10 protein-coding genes and 1 pseudogene are annotated in these 15,706 nt (G+C 71.7%); 6 read left to right on the top strand and 5 right to left on the bottom strand.

All coding sequences use genetic code 11. The features are described from left to right. Positions 1-3: 3 nt before the first annotated feature. Entirely contained in the window at positions 4-1,035 is a 1,032-nt protein-coding gene (locus tag TR33_RS13220) for a ferrochelatase (RefSeq protein WP_042283351.1), read from the bottom strand. Between the two features lie 131 nt (positions 1,036-1,166). Here TR33_RS13220 and TR33_RS13225 point away from each other — a divergent pair, with 131 nt between their 5' ends. Further along, on the top strand, positions 1,167-2,465 hold the full coding sequence (locus TR33_RS13225; protein WP_042283354.1) for a D-arabinono-1,4-lactone oxidase: 1,299 nt from the start codon (positions 1,167-1,169) through the stop codon (positions 2,463-2,465). A 24-nt stretch (positions 2,466-2,489) separates the two neighbouring features. Here TR33_RS13225 and TR33_RS13230 read toward each other — a convergent pair whose 3' ends face one another. Next, a complete protein-coding gene (locus TR33_RS13230) occupies positions 2,490-3,497 on the bottom strand; it encodes a hypothetical protein (RefSeq protein WP_042283356.1) in 1,008 nt (335 codons plus the stop codon). Between the two features lie 567 nt (positions 3,498-4,064). Here TR33_RS13230 and sepH point away from each other — a divergent pair. Continuing rightward, a complete protein-coding gene (gene sepH / locus TR33_RS13235) occupies positions 4,065-5,432 on the top strand; it encodes a septation protein SepH (protein ID WP_042283358.1) in 1,368 nt (455 codons plus the stop codon). A gap of 74 nt (positions 5,433-5,506) precedes the next feature. On the opposite strand, the gene TR33_RS13240 is transcribed toward sepH, so the two are convergent. After that, entirely contained in the window at positions 5,507-7,345 is a 1,839-nt protein-coding gene (locus TR33_RS13240) for a PH domain-containing protein (RefSeq protein WP_042283360.1), read from the bottom strand. After that, positions 7,345-7,920 carry a PH domain-containing protein gene (locus TR33_RS13245; protein WP_042283361.1) on the bottom strand — a complete coding sequence of 192 codons (576 nt, stop codon included), beginning with the start codon at positions 7,918-7,920 and terminating at the stop codon, positions 7,345-7,347. The genes TR33_RS13240 and TR33_RS13245 overlap by 1 nt, the downstream gene beginning before the upstream one ends. Positions 7,921-8,115: 195 nt before the next feature. Between TR33_RS13245 and TR33_RS13250 the strand changes: the two genes are divergently transcribed. Together TR33_RS13250 and TR33_RS13255 are read left to right on the top strand one after the other, a co-directional pair. Beyond that, positions 8,116-9,090 carry a daunorubicin resistance protein DrrA family ABC transporter ATP-binding protein gene (locus TR33_RS13250; RefSeq protein WP_017535356.1) on the top strand — a complete coding sequence of 325 codons (975 nt, stop codon included), beginning with the start codon at positions 8,116-8,118 and terminating at the stop codon, positions 9,088-9,090. Further along, on the top strand, positions 9,087-9,917 hold the full coding sequence (locus TR33_RS13255; RefSeq protein WP_017535357.1) for an ABC transporter permease: 831 nt from the start codon (positions 9,087-9,089) through the stop codon (positions 9,915-9,917). Before TR33_RS13250 ends, TR33_RS13255 begins: the two co-directional genes overlap by 4 nt. Before the next feature lie 55 nt (positions 9,918-9,972). Here the strand turns inward: TR33_RS13255 and TR33_RS13260 are convergent, their stop codons facing one another. Beyond that, complete coding sequence (locus TR33_RS13260; RefSeq protein WP_026125141.1) at positions 9,973-13,272, bottom strand: AfsR/SARP family transcriptional regulator; 3,300 nt, start codon at positions 13,270-13,272, stop codon at positions 9,973-9,975. Between the two features lie 256 nt (positions 13,273-13,528). Here TR33_RS13260 and TR33_RS13265 point away from each other — a divergent pair, with 256 nt between their 5' ends. Next, positions 13,529-14,125: a YbhB/YbcL family Raf kinase inhibitor-like protein gene (locus TR33_RS13265; RefSeq protein WP_026125142.1), complete on the top strand. Its 597-nt coding sequence runs from the start codon at positions 13,529-13,531 to the stop codon at positions 14,123-14,125. A gap of 345 nt (positions 14,126-14,470) precedes the next feature. After that, positions 14,471-15,706: pseudogene (locus TR33_RS27430) on the top strand (hypothetical protein); the annotation flags it as partial.

Raw genomic sequence — 15,706 nt, forward strand, 5'->3', positions numbered from 1 at the left:
GGGTCAGTGCTGCCGGCAGCACTTCTCCTCGCCGTCGGAGCAACGGGGCAGGTCGCCCAGGCGGGCCGGTTCGGTCCCCTCGGTGTACTCGCGCACCAGAGCGGTGACCATCGAGACGAACGCGGGGTGGGTTCCGGGGCTGAGCGCGCGCTCGTAGCCGATGCCGAGCTTGTCCGCGGTCTCCCGGGCCTCCACGTCGAGGTCGAACTTGACCTCCATGTGGTCGGAGACGAAGCCGTGCGGGATCACCACGACGGCGGGGACGCCCTCGGCCGCCAGTTCCTCCATGCGGTCGTTGACGTCGGGCTCCAGCCAGGGCTGGCTGGGCGGGCCGCTCCGGCTCTGGTAGACGACCTCGAACGGGTATTCGCGGTCCAGGCGGGCGGCGACCAGACGGGCCACCTCGTTGAGCTGCGCGCCGTAGGCGCCCTCGGGGCCGTGGTCGTGGCAGGAGCCGCCGCTGGCCTCGGCCATCGCCGTGGGGATGGAGTGGGCCGAGAAGAGCAGGTGCGCGCCCTCCCTCTGCTCGGCGGGAAGGGCGTCCAGCGCCTTCCGGGTGTGCTCGACCAGGGGGTCGACGAACCCCGGGTGGTCGTAGAAGGGGCGGATCAGCTCGACCTCGGGGGCGTCGTCGCCGAGCTCGGCCAGAGCCCGGTCGATGTCCTCGTGGTAGGCGGTGCGGCTGGACCAGTTGCAGTAGGCGGAGGTGGGCATCGCCAGGATGCGGCGGACCCCGTCCTCCTTCATGCGGGCGAGGGTGTCGGTGAGCATCGGAGCCCAGAACCGGTTGCCCCAGTAGACGGGCAGGTCCACACCCTCGGTCTCGAAGTCGGCGGTGACGGCGGCGAGCAGGTCCCGGCACTGCTGGTTGATCGGGCTCACCCCTCCGAAGAGGAAGTAGTGCTCACCGACCTCCGCCAACCGCTCGCGGGGGATGTTGCGCCCGCGGGTGACGTTCTCCAGGAACGGGATGACCTCGTCCTCGCCCTCCGGTCCACCGAAGGAGATCAGCAAAAACGCGTCGTAAGGCCTCATGCACCCCATGAAACCAGCTCCGCCGGACCTCCCGGCCCCACCCCCGTGTTCCGGGGCGCGACTCCGCGCGAGACGTGACCAGGACCATTCCGACTCTGGTCACACAAGTGACCGACCGGTAATGTCACCGCATGACTGATGTGTTGTGGCACACATGGGCCGACACCCATCGGGCCAGCCCCCGACGGACGGCCACCCCCGACGACACCGACGCGGTGGCCGCCGCCGTGCTCTCCGCGGCCGAGGAGGACCTGCGCGTACGCATGGTCGGCACCGGTCACTCCTTCACCGACGTGGCGATCACCGACGGCCTGCTCCTGTCCCCCACCGCCCTGACCGGCCTGCTCTCCCTCGATCCCGAGGCCGGCACGGCCACCGTCGCGGCGGGAACCCCCCTGTGCGACTTCAACGACGTCCTGGCCGGGCACGGCAGGGCCCTGGCCAACATGGGCGACATCGCCGTGCAGACGGTCTCCGGGGCGGTACAGACGGGCACCCACGGGACCGGGCGCGACGCCGGCGGTCTGGCCTCCCAGGTGGTGGGCATGGAGATGGTCCTGGCCGACGGATCGGTGGTGGAGTGCTCGGCCGACCACGAGCCCGACCTGTTCCACGCCGCCCGGGTGGGATTGGGCGCCTTCGGCGTCGTGACGGCGTTGACCTTCGCGGTGCGCCCGGCCTTCCTGCTGCACGCCAGGGAGGAGCCCATGCCCTTCGACGAGGTGCTGGAACGGCTGCCCGAGCTGCGCGCGGGCAACGACCACTTCGAGTTCTTCTGGTTCCCCCACACCGGGAACACCAACACCAAGCGCAACAACATCGCGGAGGGCCCCGCCCGCCCGCTGTCCCCGTTCAAGGCCTGGCTGGACGACGACTTCCTGTCCAACCGGCTCTTCGAGGGGATCAACCGCGTATGCCGCCGTTTCCCGTCGATGATCCCGACGGTGAACCAGATCAGCTCCCGCGCCCTGTCCGCGCGCTCCTACACGGACGTCTCCCACAAGGTGTTCGCCTCGGTGCGGAACGTGCGCTTCGTGGAGATGGAGTACGCGATCCCCGTCGAGCACACGGTGGACGTCCTGCGTGAGATCCGCTCGATCGTGGACCGCGGCGACCACCGCGTGAGCTTCCCCGTCGAGGTGCGTTTCGCCCCCGCGGACGACGTGTGGACATCGACCGCCTACGGCCGTGAGACCGCCTACGTCGCGGTGCACATGTACAAGGGGACTCCTCACGAGTCCTACTTCGCCGACCTCGAGGCCGTCCTCACCTCCGTGGGCGGACGACCGCACTGGGGCAAACTGCACACGCGGGATCGCTCCTACCTGGAGGGCGTCTACCCGCGGCTCGGGGACGCTCTGGCGGTGCGGGAGCGGGTGGACCCGCACCGCCGTTTCGGCAACGCCTACCTGGACCGGGTGTTCGGCTGACCCGACCCACGCGCGGTCGGGGGCTCAGCCCGTCGGGAGGGTCTCGTCGAACGGGGCGACCTCCCCGGTCCCGCCGTCACCGTTCCCGTTCCCCGTCCCGGGCTCCACCGGTTCCCGGGGTTCCGTCGGTTCCCCGCCGCCCGGGGGTTCCACCGGGTCGGTGGGCACCTCCGAGGTCCCGGGCTCCCGACCGCCGGGGTCGGTGTCGGGGGCCTCGGTGCCCTCGGTCCCCGTGCCCTGCTCCGGAGTGGTCTCGGTCGGCGGGGCCTGTCCCGTCCCCTGTTCCCGAGAGCCCTCCTCCTTCCCCGGGCCGTCGTCGACCGGGGCCTCGGTGCCCTCGTCCTCGTCGTCCTCGACCGCTGGGGCGGAGTGCCCGCCCAGGATCGAGGGCGAGGTGTGCTCGGTCTGTCCTTGGGTCCAGGCCGTCAACGAGCGCCCGGTGAACAGCTCGAAGGCGAGGATCACCAGCATGACCAGGACGAACACCACACCGGCGGGGATGAGGATCGCGCGAAGTCCACGCTTGGGGCGTTCCTTCGCATCGCTCTCCCCGAGGTCGGAGAAGTCCCCCTCGTCGTCCCCGGCCCCGACCGCGTCCATGCGCGAGGTCGGGTCGTCCAGGCCGCTCAGGGAGGGCAGCGCCATGGTCCGGGTGGCCTCGGGGTCCTCCGGGGCCGGTCCGTCCACGTCCATGGCCGGTTCCGGCCGTTCGACGAGCGTCCGGGCGCCGTGGTGTCGGCTCTTCTCCGCGAACTCCTTGGCCTGTTCGCCGCTCCGGGTGATCCAGTGCTGGATCACCGGGGTGACGCTGGTGCTGAGCACGGCCATCACGGCGGTGCCGATGACGGTTCCGTAGACGTTCAGGTAGGAGGCGGCGGTGGCCGCGGTGAGCGTGGCCACGCCCGCGCCGGCGACCTGGGCCACGCTCAACTCGATGCCTCTGCGCCGCCTTCCCTCCCCGGCCTCCTCGTCGCTCCCTCTCCGATCCTCCCCCTCGGCACCGGTCTCCGGCCCGTGCTCGGGTCGAGCCATGGTCTCGTTCCCCTCCGTAGGCCGCGCGGGGGCGCGGCAGGACACATGGTCATGGGATGGGCGTGTGATGGGGCATACATCCACGCAATCCCCAAACTTCGCAACTCACCCACAGGTGGACATATCACCCTAGTTGGAACCAGTCGGTGATAACGCCATCAATGAGGAGGTGTCACTTTATGGCATCCCTCGGCGTGTCGATTTGCCTACGACAAGGGTCGTCATGTCCGCATCGAACGCGAGATCCGAGGGTTCTCCCACCCCTGGGGCGATTCGGGGTGCGCGGGATACCATCACCGCGGAGCCTTCGCGCGGGATCGGCGACATTCCCCCACGATCGCTCCCGGTCGCGCAAGGTTCAGCGTGTCAAGATTGGCAACGGAAGCGACCGCGAGGGCCCCGGACCCCCGGGGTGGCTCCCACCGTGGTGTCCACCACGGACCGGGAGGCGGGCACAGTTCGGACATGCCGGGCGCGGTACTGGCCGAACAGTTGTCGGCCGACCAGACTTGGAGAACGCGAGGGACGGTCATTACCAACCCTCGACGGGAGGCGAAAGGGAGAGCGATGCACGAGCTTCGCCTCGTGGCCGTGAGCGAGGACGGCACCTATCTGGTGCTGGCCAGCCCCGGCCGTGGGACCCGTTTCACGCTGCCCGTCGACGACCGTCTCCGTGCCGCCGTACGCGGCCAGTTCTCCCGGCTCGGCCAGTACGAGATCGAAGTGGAGAATCCGTTGCGCCCCAAGGAAATCCAGGCCCGCATCCGGTCCGGCGAGACCGCGGAGGCCATCTCCGAGATCTCCGGGATACCGATCGAACGGGTGCGCTGGTTCGAGGGACCCGTCCTTCAAGAACGCGAGTACATCGCCCAGCAGGCCCAGCGCGCCACCGTGCGCACACCGGGCGACGCCACCCCCGGTCCCTCCCTGGAGGAGATCGTCACCAAGAGGATCGGCGCCCACCAACTGGAGACCGGCGACGCCGTGTGGGACTCCTGGAAGCGGGAGGACCGTACCTGGCAGCTCAAGCTCGTCTTCCTCCACGGTGGCGAGGAACGTGTCGCGCACTGGCTCTACGAGCCCAGACACCGGAGTGTCACCCCCGCCGACGAGGAGGCCGCCCGGTTCTCCTCGCCCGAGCCTCCGGTCGTCTCGCCCGAGCCCGGGGCCAACGTCACACCGTTCGCCCCCCGCCGCTCCGAGGCGCCCACCGACCTGCCCCGCCTGGACGCACAGTCCACCGCCGAGCGACGCAACGAACACGTCGCCCCGCGTCGCCTGTCGTCCGCGCAGGACACGCCGTTGGACGATCCCCTACGTTCGGCGATGCCCAGAGGCGAGCAGCCGGGGGTCCCCGCCCGCGAGGAGACCCGTCGACCGGCCGAGCGTCGTCCCGAGCGCGCCCCCGACCGCGGTCCGTCCCTACAGGAGACCCCGCCCGCGGCCCCACTGCCCGGGAACATCTCCTCCGAGCCCGTCCGGAGGCGCCCCGCGCCGCCGGTGGAGCGTCGCCCTCATCCCGAGCCCTGGCAGGAGCCCCAGACCGCCCCGGAGCCCGCCCCTCGTCCCGTGAGCGGGTTCGAGGACCCGTTCGAGCGTCCCGCGCCCCGCCACCGTCCCGACCCGCCTCCAGCGGCGCCGGAACGTCCGGCGGCCCGCGCCGTCGTCGAGCCCGAACCCGAGCCCGCCCCACCGCGTGCTCCGGCGCCCGAGCCCCAGCGGCCCCGGCGCCGTCGGGCCACCATCGACCTCGACGACCAGGGCACACCGCGTCGAGCCGCCGAACAGCAACAACCGGCCGCTCCGCCCGTCCCGGCCGCCGCCGACGGTACCTCCGGCGGGGCCGCCGGCACAGCCAGGCGCAAGGGACGGGGCCGCCGCGCCTCGGTCCCCTCCTGGGACGAGATCATGTTCGGTTCGAAGAAGAACGAGTAGGGTCCACGACCCCGTACGCGAGGGGGCGGCCACCGATCGGTGGCCGCCCCCTCGCTTCCGTCCTCGCCCTCGGCTCAGCGAGGCGGCTCTCCGTCCTCGCGTACCAGGAAGGGGCGCACCATCTCGGGGGTGATCCGCGCGGCGAAGTCCACCGACTCCTCCTGGGCGGCGTCCTGGGCCGTGTAGCCGCCCTCCCCCGCGCCCACCGCCAGCTCGAGGTCGACCAGTCCGGAGCGACGTTGGAACGGCGACTGGGTCCAGCTCCAGCCGATCACCGCCGACCGTTCCACCGTGGCCTGGGTCCGCCGCAACGAGCCCGAGCGCACGCTCACCAGCTCACCGTCGTAACCGTGGCCCAACGAGCGATACCGGTCCACTCCCAGAGGCACTCCGAGCAGGGCCAGCACGCCGGCGACCACCGACGGCCACACCGGCTCCAGGGCGATCGCGGCCACCGCCACCGCGGCGAACGGCAGGACCGCGCGGGTCAGCCGTCGGTACAGGGCCGCCCGAGGATGGGGTGTCAGCCGACCGCGGAACAGGCCCAGGGCCCGATCCACGACCTCCTCCACCCTGGGCCTGGGGCCGATCGGCAACAGGACCGCTCGATTGGCGGTGTCCCCCAGCCCGGTGACGATGGCGCGCAGACTCACCGCCCGTCGTGTGCGTTCGAGGGGGTTGTCCAATAGTTCGTAGCCGCGGACGCGCCTTCGCTCCAACGTCACGCTGCGTCGGGTGAACAGTCCGCGTTCGGCGATCAGCGACCCGTCCCGCCCGCGGAGCGAGAAGCCCCAGTGGGTGAGGGAGTAGGAGACCACCGCGAACACCGGCATCAGCAGAATCAGGGCGCCCGCGAACACCACCGCGAACACCAAGAGGAACCCTCGGTCGCTGGTCGTCACCCAGTCCACGAGGAAGTCCGCCGCCCTGTCGCCGACCGCCTGCTGGGCCATGCCGAACAGGGTCGCCAGGACCGCGAACGGGGTGAGCAGGTACCCCAGGGCCAACGCCCCGTACAGGTACCAGCTCCAAGGCATCCGGAAATAGGTCGTCCCGGTGTCCTCGGGTTCGGGAACGGTCTCGGGGGCCGGGGCCGGCTCGAGGGCGCTCCCCTCCTCACCCGCGACCGGCTCCGTCTCCTCCCGATGCCGTTCCAGGAGCACGGCCTTGCGGTGCAACAGGACCCGGCGCAGACGTTCGGCCTCGGCCACGCTCACCGCGTCGAGCTTGCCCTCCTCACCACCGCCGGGGGAACCGGCCGCCGCCTCGATGCGGACCACGGCCACACCGAGCATCCGGTGCAACAGGGTGCTGGTGACGTCCACGCCCCGGATCCGCTCCAGCGGGATGGTGCGCGTGGAACGCCGGATCAGGCCGCTGCGGATCTCCAGGCGTTCCTCGCCGATCTCGTAGCGGAAGGTCCGCCAGGTGACGAACCCGCCCACCAGCAGCCCGACCACCGCCACACCGGTGGCCGTGAGCACCCACGGGTTGAACCCGCCGACGATCAGCCCGGCGGCGATGGGCACCAGCAGGCTCCTGAGCTGGTTGATCGGGCCCACGACCAGGCTGCGCGGGCTGAGCCGTCGAGCGTTCTCCGCCCCGAACACGGGGGCGCCCCCTCCGGTCCCCCACCAGTCGCGCGGGGCCTCGGAAGCGCTCTCGGTGACCGGCGATCCGGACCGAGGCGCCCCGGTGTCGTCCTCGGCCCCGTTCTCCGGCGACCCCGAGGCGGGCTCCGGTTCCCCGGCGGAGGGCCACCGCGGCGGCCCGTCCTCCGGTCGGGGACCGGCGGCGGTGCCGCCCGGCGCGACCCAGCCGCCGCCCTCTCCGGGGTCGGCGGGCTCTCCGGGGTCGACGGGCTCTTCGCGGTCCGAGGGCTCGCGGGGTCCGATTCCGTTCTCTCGTTCCATCAGGTCGCGTCGTCCCGAAGCGTGCCCGCGCGCGCGGCCAACTCCTCGCTGAGCACGCGCGCCTCCTCCGCGTCCAGCCCCTCGATGGTCGACGAACCGGCGTAGGAGGCCGTCTGGACCTCCAACGTGGCCACACCGAAGATCCGCTCCAACCAACCCTGGGTGTGGTCCACCGTCTGAAGACGGTTCACCGGGACGAGCTGCCAGTGGCGGGCGATCCAGCCCGAGCGGGTGTAGACGACGTCCTCGGTGACCTCCCACCGGTGCACCCGATATCGCCATGAGGGCACGATCGCGGTCCTGAGCAGGGCGTACACGAAGTAGACGGTCGGGAGCATCCAGGCGTTCTCCCGCGCCCATTCGGGGATCCAGGACCAGGGCAGGACCCCCACCGCCCAGGCCAGGACGCTGAGCAGGACCAGGTTGATCAGGCCGCCGAGGATCGACCGCACCGTCCACACCCCGATCGAGCGGCCGCTCACCCTGCGCAGGGGAGGGCGCAGACGGGCCGCACCCGTCGTCGGTTCGAAGGGACCTTCCGGCGGAGGCACGGCGTCATGGGGAGGGGTGTTCATCACCCCACCGAGTCTAGAAGGGACGGGCGGACGCGCGGACGGGCGGGGAAGGCCTCGTCCGGCCCACGCGTTCCTCCGAGAAGACGGCCCATCGGTCATCGCTGACATCTCGGGGCGAGGGAGACGTGTACGCGTATCAGCGGTCTGTCAGCGCGGCCGCCCAGACTGGGCGCAGACGCTGAAACGGAGGAACTCATGACCGACGCCATCCGCGCGGAAGGTCTGGTCAAGGTGTTCAAGGGCCGACGTGCCCTGGACGGGGTGGATCTGACCGCCAGGGCGGGGGCCGTGCTGGGCGTCCTGGGACCCAACGGGTCCGGGAAGACCACGACCGTACGCATCCTGGCCACCCTGCTGAGACCGGACGGGGGCCGCGCGTTCGTCGACGGCTTCGACGTGGCCGAACAGCCGCACGAGGTACGCCGCAGGATCGGGCTCACCGGACAGTACGCGGCGGTCGACGCCGAACTGACCGGGACGCAGAACCTGGTCCTGATCGCACGCCTCCTGGGCTTCGACCGGGCTCGGGCCCGGTCCCGCGCCGCCGAACTCCTGGAACGCTTCGGGCTCTCCGACGCCGGAGGCCGGGCCGCCAAGACCTATTCCGGCGGTATGCGCCGCCGACTCGACCTGGCCGCCAGCCTGGTCGGCCGGCCGTCGCTGCTGTACTTGGACGAGCCGACCACCGGTCTGGACCCGCACAGCCGCAACGAGTTGTGGGACGTCGTGCGCGACCTGGTCGGCGACGGGGTGACCGTCCTGCTCACCACCCAGTACCTGGAGGAGGCCGACCAGCTCGCCGACGACATCATGGTGCTCGACCACGGCAGGGTGATCAGCCGGGGCACCCCCGAGGAGCTCAAGAACCGCGCCGGAGACCAGGTGCTGGAACTGCGCACCGTGGACCCCTCACAACTGCCCCTGGCCGTCAAGATCGTCGAGACGGTGACCAGCGCCCCGGTCGGCGACGACGGGCTGAGGCTCGGTGTCCCCGTCGGCGACGCCGCGGTTCTGCCCGAGGTGGTCCGCCGTCTGGACGAACAGGGCGTGGCCGTGGGCGAGTTATCCCTGCGCAGACCCAGTCTGGACGAGGTGTTCCTGGCCCTGACCGGACGCACCGCCGAGGCCTCGCCCTCGGACGAGGAGACGAACGAGGAGACCCGAGCATGAGCGCCGTGACCACCCGATCCTCGGCGGCCTCACCCGAGAACGTCCCGCCCGTCCCCGACCGGGTGGGCCTGTCGGTGACCGTTCGCAACGGGCTCCAGCTCACCTGGCGCAGCATCGTCAAGCTCAGGACCAACCCCGAGGAGGTCCTCGGGTTGATGTTGCAGCCGATCATGTTCGTCACCCTCTTCGTCTTCGTCTTCGGGCAGGCGATGATGGGCGACTGGCAGACCTACCGTGACTTCCTGATGCCGGGGATCATCGCGCAGTCGGTCATCTTCGCCACGATGGGCACCGGCTTCACCCTGAGCCAGGACGTGGAGAAGGGCATCTTCGACCGCTTCCGTTCGCTGCCCATCGCCCGCTCGGCCCCGCTGATCGGCGCGGTCCTGGGAGACCTGGTCCGCTACGCGATCACCGTGGTGATGGTGCTGCTGGTCGGTCTGGCCATCGGGTTCCGTCCCGACGGCGGCGCGGTCGGCGTGGTGGTGGCCGGGGCGTTGATCCTGGTCTTCGCCTTCGCGCTGTGCTGGATGTCGGCCTTCGTCGGCATGCTCGCCCGGACGCCCATGGCGGTCCAGTCGTTCGCGATGATCCTGCTGTTCCCGCTGACCTTCGGCAGTTCGGCCTTCGTCGCCCCGGACGACATGCCGGGGTGGCTGGCCCCGATCGCCGCGAACAACCCGGTCACCCACGTCGTGGACGCCATGCGCGGGCTCATGCTGGGCGGCGACGTCACCGGACCGGTCACGTGGACCCTGGTCTGGGCGTTCGCCATCACCGCGGTCTTCTTCCCGCTCGCGGTGTGGGCCTACCGACGCCGTACCTGAACCGCGTCCTCGCGTGGAGGGGCCGGCGGGCACACGCCCGCCGGCCCCTCCCTCATCACCGGGCCCAGGTGTCCATCTCCACGTCGTCGGGCACGATCCGCTCCAGCCACTCCCCCACACGAGCGCTCGCCTCGGGCGTCGGTGTGTCCACCCCCTCCGACCACAGCCGGGCGAAGCGGGCCTCGCCCAGGACCTCGACCAGACGTTCCCCCAGGCGCAGGGTCCTCGGCCGTCGTGAGGGGAGCCCTCCGCGCAGGGTCGCCGCGTGGCCGAGCAGCAGCACCGCGCGTTCGGGGTCGCTGTCCACGATGATCCGGGCGAAGATCTCCAGGATCTCGCTCTTATAGGTGCTCAGGCCCCGTCCGGCCAGCCACCAGGCCCGGCCCGCCTCCTTCCAGGCCCGTGCGACGTCGCCGTCGGACAGGGCCACGTCGGCGGTGAGCCCCCGCCAGGCGGGCTCGATGTAGATCGGAGCGAGCCCGCCCAGTCCGACCACGACGGGTTCGGTCTCGTCCACCAACCGACGTGCCTCCTCCTGTCGCCCGGCCGCTTGGAGCCACATCACCCGGGTCATCCGGAACGTGACCAGGTGCTCCTTCTCCAGCGGGGTCTCCGTGACCGTCTCCAGGTCCTCCTCCGCCGAGGCGATCCGGCCCAGCTCCACGAGGGTCTGGGCGCGCAGGATCCGGAAGAGCGCGACGATGCCCCTCAGCCCGCTCCTCTCCGCGAGCCCGATCCCCTCGCTCAACAGATCCCCACAGCGCTCCGGATCGGTGTGGAAACAGACGTCCACGAGCTGGGCCAGGGCGTTGCACTGCCCCCACGCGTCGCCGAGCGCGCGCATCCCCTCCAGGGCGAGCCCCGCTCGTTCCCGGGAACGCCCGATCTCCCCGAAGGTCGCGTCGAGCATCGCGGTCATCAGGTACAGGAGCGCTCGGGTCCAGGGGTCGTCCGCGCCCTCCAGTTCCTCCTCCAACCTCACGCGCCAGGGCCCGTCGACTCGCCCGTCGGTGATCGCCCCGTAGACCAGGCACAGGGCGAGGGACGGATGCCTCCCGGTCTCGCGTTCGCCGACCCGGAGCAACCGCTCCACCTCGGTGAGGACGGTGAGGATGCCCTCCCGTCCCCTCTCCACGCCCTCGTCCAGGCTGAACAGACACATGGCGTAGGCCGTCTCCCGCCCCCGGGGGACCTCCTCGCCGACCAGGTCGAGCGTGGCCTCGGCCCACCGGTGGTTCCGGCTCCGCCCTCCGTCCAGGGCCCAGTACCACTGGGTGTACTCGACCAGGTCCAGGGCGAGTTCGGCGTCGCGCCGATCGACCGCCCAGCGAAAGGCCGCGTGGCAGTCATCGATCGCCGTTCCGAGCCGGGCCAGCCAGGAGGCCTGCTCGGGACCGCGCAGTTCAGGATCCGCCCGACGCCACAGGTCGACCGCGTAGCGGGCGTGGGCCTCCCGGACCCGCTCCTCCTCACCGCTCTCGGCCAGGCGTTCGAGGGCGTAGGCGCGGACCGTCTCCGATTGGCGGTAGGTGGGCGGCGCGTCGTCGCGCACCGGGTTCTCCGCCACCACCAGGGATTTGTCCACGAGGGCGAACAGGACCGACCACACGTCCCGCCCGAGGACCCCGCCCTCGGCCTCCTCCCCCGGGTCGGAGCCCACCCGTTCGACGGCCTCCAGTCCGGCCCCGCCGGGGAAGACCGCGAGGCGGCGCAACAGCCGGCGTTCGGCCTCGTCGAGCAGCTCCCAACTCCAATCGACCACCGCCCGCAGGGTGCGATGGCGCGGCAGGGCCGATCGGCTGCCGTTGGTGAGCAGGCGGAAGCGGTCGGTGAGGCGTTCGGCGAGTTGGCCCGGGGTCATCATCCTGAGCCGGGCCGCCGCCAGCTCCAGGGCCAGCGGCATACCGTCCAGCTCGCGGGTGATCCGGACGACGTGGGCGAGGTTGTCCTGGGAGACCCGGAACCCCGGCCTGACCGCCTCGGCCCGTTCGGTGAACAACCGCACGGCGGAGCGGGTACGGGCCCGTTCGAGGTCGTCACCCTCCGGCGGCAGGTCCAGCGGCGGCACCGGCAGGAGGACTTCGCCCGGCACCCCCAACGGTTCCCGGGAGGTGGCCAGCACGCGAAGGCCGGGGCAGCGTGCCAGGAGGGACTCCGTCAGCGCGGCCGCCTCGGCGATCAGATGCTCGCAGTTGTCCAGCACCAACAGGAACGGGCGGTCCCCCAGGTGGGAGGCGACCCGTTCGGCGGGGTCGAGGTGGGCCGCCCCGGTGTTCGCCCTGATGACGGCGTACTCGCGCAGTTCCAGGGTGTCGGCGACGACCTGGTGCAGGTCGGTCCCCTGCCCCACCGGGGCGAGCTCCACCCAGCGGACACCGCCGGAGACCAGCCCGGGGTTCCGTTCCGCCAGGGTCTCGGCGGATTCCGCGGCGAGGCGCGTCTTGCCGGCCCCTCCCGGGCCGATGAGGGTGACCGTTCGGGATCCGGAGAGACGTTCCACCGTCGCCCCGACCTCGTTCTCGCGCGGAACGAAGTCGGTCAGAGGTCGAGGCAGACGGACCGAGGGCGCGGCGGGGGGCCTGACGTTCCTCTCGATCGTGTTCTCCGGAGCGGGCGCCGTTTCCCCCCGGAGCAGGTTCAGGTGGACCCGCCGCAGACGGGGCGAGGGATCCAGCCCCAGTTCCTCGGCGAGCCGCGCGCGGAAGGCCTCGTACGCGTCGAGGGCCTCGGCGACACGACCGCCGCCGGCCAGAGCGCGCATGAGCAGCTCGATCGGACGCTCACGATGAGGGTCGCGTCCGGCCACCGCCTCGGCCTCCGGCAGGGCCTCGGTGTACCGCCCCAGGTCGAGACGGGCCTCCAGGAGGTCCTCCTCGGCGGTGCGGTGGATCCCGGCCAGACGCAGGGCCACGTCCTCGGCCCGCCCCCTCGCGGTGAGGTCGGACAGGGCCGGGCCGCGCCAGAGGGAAAGGGCCTCGACCAGGGCCGCCTCGGCCTCCGCCGGGCGCCCCGACGTCAGATGCGCCCTCCCGGACCCGGCCGACGCCTCGAAGACGTGGAGGTCCACCTGTTCGGGGGCGATCTCCAGCCGGTAGCCGGAGCCGTCACCGTGGATCCGGGCCTCCTCGCCCAACGCCCGACGCAGCCGGGAGACCAGGGCCTGAAGCGCGTTCCCCGCGGCGGCGGGGGTCTCGTCCCACCCCCAGATGGTGTCCGTGAGCCGTTCGACACCGACGGTGCGCCCGGGATGGAGCAGGAGCGACACCAGGAGGGCGCGCAGACGCGCTCCTCCGACGCCGACGGGAGCCCCCGCGGCGTCGTGTACCTGGAGAGGACCGAGAATGGAGAACCGCACCGCCCCATGATGACCGATACGCGGTCATCACGCCTCTCGGTATCGGTGTCGCCGACGTCTCCTCCCCGGATCGCCTCCGGAAGGTCCCTGGGTCCTCTCCGACCGCAGTAGGGTTCGCTCAGGGCCGTGTGACGGTGTCGGGGACGGCGCCGCTCCACACGGTTCCACCGTGACGGGCGCCGGGGTCAGCCGGGTGCCGGATCCGGTGCACAGCGAGTCTCGCCTTACGGCCCGAAAGTCCAGCAGGAGCCCCATTTTGTTCCCGGTCTTGCCTTCCACCCGGACCACCGTCTCGCGCGGCGTGCCCCGCACACCCCTCGGTGCCCGTGCGGGCGCAGCGGCGGCGGGGGCCGCGCTGCTCGCGTCGACCGGCTGCGGCGTGCTGAACTCGGAGCTGAGCGGCGAGATGCCGACCGACATCAACGTGACCAGCCCGATGATGCAGGAGGCCCAGCCGCTCCCCGTCGCCTACACCTGCGACGCCGACGGCGATCCCGTCTCTCCTCCGCTGAGCTGGTCGGGGTTGCCCGACGACGTGGGATCGATCGCCCTGGTGGTGGACGACCCCCAGGCCGCCGTCGTGTTCTGGGTCGTCCACGACCTGGATCCGCAGTTGGTGGAGCTGCGCCAGAACTCCGTCCCCGCCGACGCCAAGATCGGTCAGAACAGCGCCGGCGAGGCGTCCTACGGGGCCCCCTGCCCCTCGGAGAACGACGCGCACGAGTACCGCTTCACCGTGTACGCGCTGAGCGGCACCCTCGACCTGCCCGAGGGAGCCCCCTTGGATTCGATCCTGGAGGGTGTCGCCGAGCAGGCCATCGCGCGGGGCACCCTCGTCACCGAAAGCGAGTGATCCGGAGCCCCGATCGGCGCCCCGGTCACCGTCCGTGTTCCGGGGCGTCCGATCGATCGGAGGGCGCGAAGACGATCCGAGGAAGGCTCCGTCGCCCTCTGCACACAGAGCGCAGCAGCGCATACAGTGGGGTCGTGCCCCTCGCCCCTTTTCAGATGACCGATTCCCGTCCGTCCGCCGCGCGGCATCCCCTTCGGAGACCGCGGTGGAGCATCGGCGCCCGCGTCCCGTCGACCCCGTGGGCCCGGCGTTCCACGGCCGCGCGGAACCGGGCCGCCGTTCCTCCCCGGCCGGTCACCGGCGTGTCCCGGGCGTGACAGACCTCCCCAAGGTAGTGCGTACACCATGACCTTCACCGTCATCATCATCATCATCGCCGTCATCGTCGTGCTCGCCGTGCTCGTACTCATCCTTCTGGGCATGCGGGCGCTCAGCCTCGGCTCACGGGACGACGACTACGACGACGAGTACGACGGCGTCGACGACGACCGCGACGAACCCCGTGGACGGGCCCGGGACGAGGAGCCCGAGGACGAGGGGGCGCGGCCTCGCGGCCGGAGGTCGCGTCAAGGCGGGGAACGGGCGGAGCGACGTCCCCGGGGACGGAACAGGCGACGGGACGACTGGGAGGACGACGACTCGGCGGGACTCTCCGACAACGACTTCTGGTCGAGTCTGAACGAGGAGGAGCCGGATCGCCCGCGTTCACGGGGCAGGGACGAACGCGAGACCGCGAACGTCGATGACCGGTTGGACGACGGATACGACGACGGTCACGACCACGACGCCCTCCCCGACGAGCCGCGTCCCGCCCCCACCTCGGAGATGCCCGCGACCCCCGCGGACTCCACCCCGGACCTGGCGGTGCTGGCCGGACTGGGGCAGAGCTCCACCCCGACCCCTCCGCCGGAGCCCGCCCCCCGCTCCGTCTCCGCGGACACCGGCTCCGAACGACCGGCGCCGCCCTCCGCCCGAGAGCCGCTCTCGCCCGCCCCCGAGCCGCCCCCCGCTCCGCCGGCGCGGGACGAGGACCCTCTGGGGCCGGGTTCCTGGACGCCGCGTCCGCCCTCGACGGGCGACCCCTTCGAGGGCCGTGAGCCCCTCTCCCCCTCCGAGCGGCCCCTGGCCTCCGAACACCGTTCCCCCTTCGACTCCGGCACGATGGACCGGCGCGACGTTCCCCCCTACACCCCGGACCCCTCCCCGACGGGCGGCGGTCTCGACCCCCTGGCGCCGGGCTTCCGTTCCGGGGCCGCCCCGACGGAGGACCTCGGTTCCCCGATCTGGTCCAGCATGGACACCGGGACCCACCGGCGCCCGGAGCCGCCCGTGCCGGGCGGACCCGGGGTCGGCGGCCCCTCTCCGCTGTCCGATCCCCTCGCGGGAGGCCCGACGATGCCCGGGACGCCCTCGCCTGGATCGTCCCCCGATCCGCTGACCGGCGGCCCGTCCTCGGACGTGTTCCGTTCGACCTCCTCCTACGGCACCGGTGCCCACTCGACGGGCTCCTTCGACCGCTCGGGGTACGACACGGGCTCCCTCGACCGTTCCGCCTACGACACCGGATCCCACCGCCGCGGC

The organism is Nocardiopsis alba, from assembly GCF_000710955.1.
Lineage (GTDB): Bacteria > Actinomycetota > Actinomycetes > Streptosporangiales > Streptosporangiaceae > Nocardiopsis > Nocardiopsis alba.

Excerpts from the sequence above, each read along its gene's own strand:
- TR33_RS13245 (WP_042283361.1), bottom strand. The coding sequence starts at position 7,920 with ATGAACACCCCTCCCCATGACGCCGTGCCTCCGCCGGAAGGTCCCTTC.
- TR33_RS13255 (WP_017535357.1), top strand. The coding sequence starts at position 9,087 with ATGAGCGCCGTGACCACCCGATCCTCGGCGGCCTCACCCGAGAACGTC.
- TR33_RS13240 (WP_042283360.1), bottom strand. The coding sequence starts at position 7,345 with ATGGAACGAGAGAACGGAATCGGACCCCGCGAGCCCTCGGACCGCGAA.
- TR33_RS13225 (WP_042283354.1), top strand. The coding sequence starts at position 1,167 with ATGACTGATGTGTTGTGGCACACATGGGCCGACACCCATCGGGCCAGC.
- TR33_RS13250 (WP_017535356.1), top strand. The coding sequence starts at position 8,116 with ATGACCGACGCCATCCGCGCGGAAGGTCTGGTCAAGGTGTTCAAGGGC.
- TR33_RS13230 (WP_042283356.1), bottom strand. The coding sequence starts at position 3,497 with ATGGCTCGACCCGAGCACGGGCCGGAGACCGGTGCCGAGGGGGAGGAT.
- sepH (WP_042283358.1), top strand. The coding sequence starts at position 4,065 with ATGCACGAGCTTCGCCTCGTGGCCGTGAGCGAGGACGGCACCTATCTG.
- TR33_RS13220 (WP_042283351.1), bottom strand. The coding sequence starts at position 1,035 with ATGAGGCCTTACGACGCGTTTTTGCTGATCTCCTTCGGTGGACCGGAG.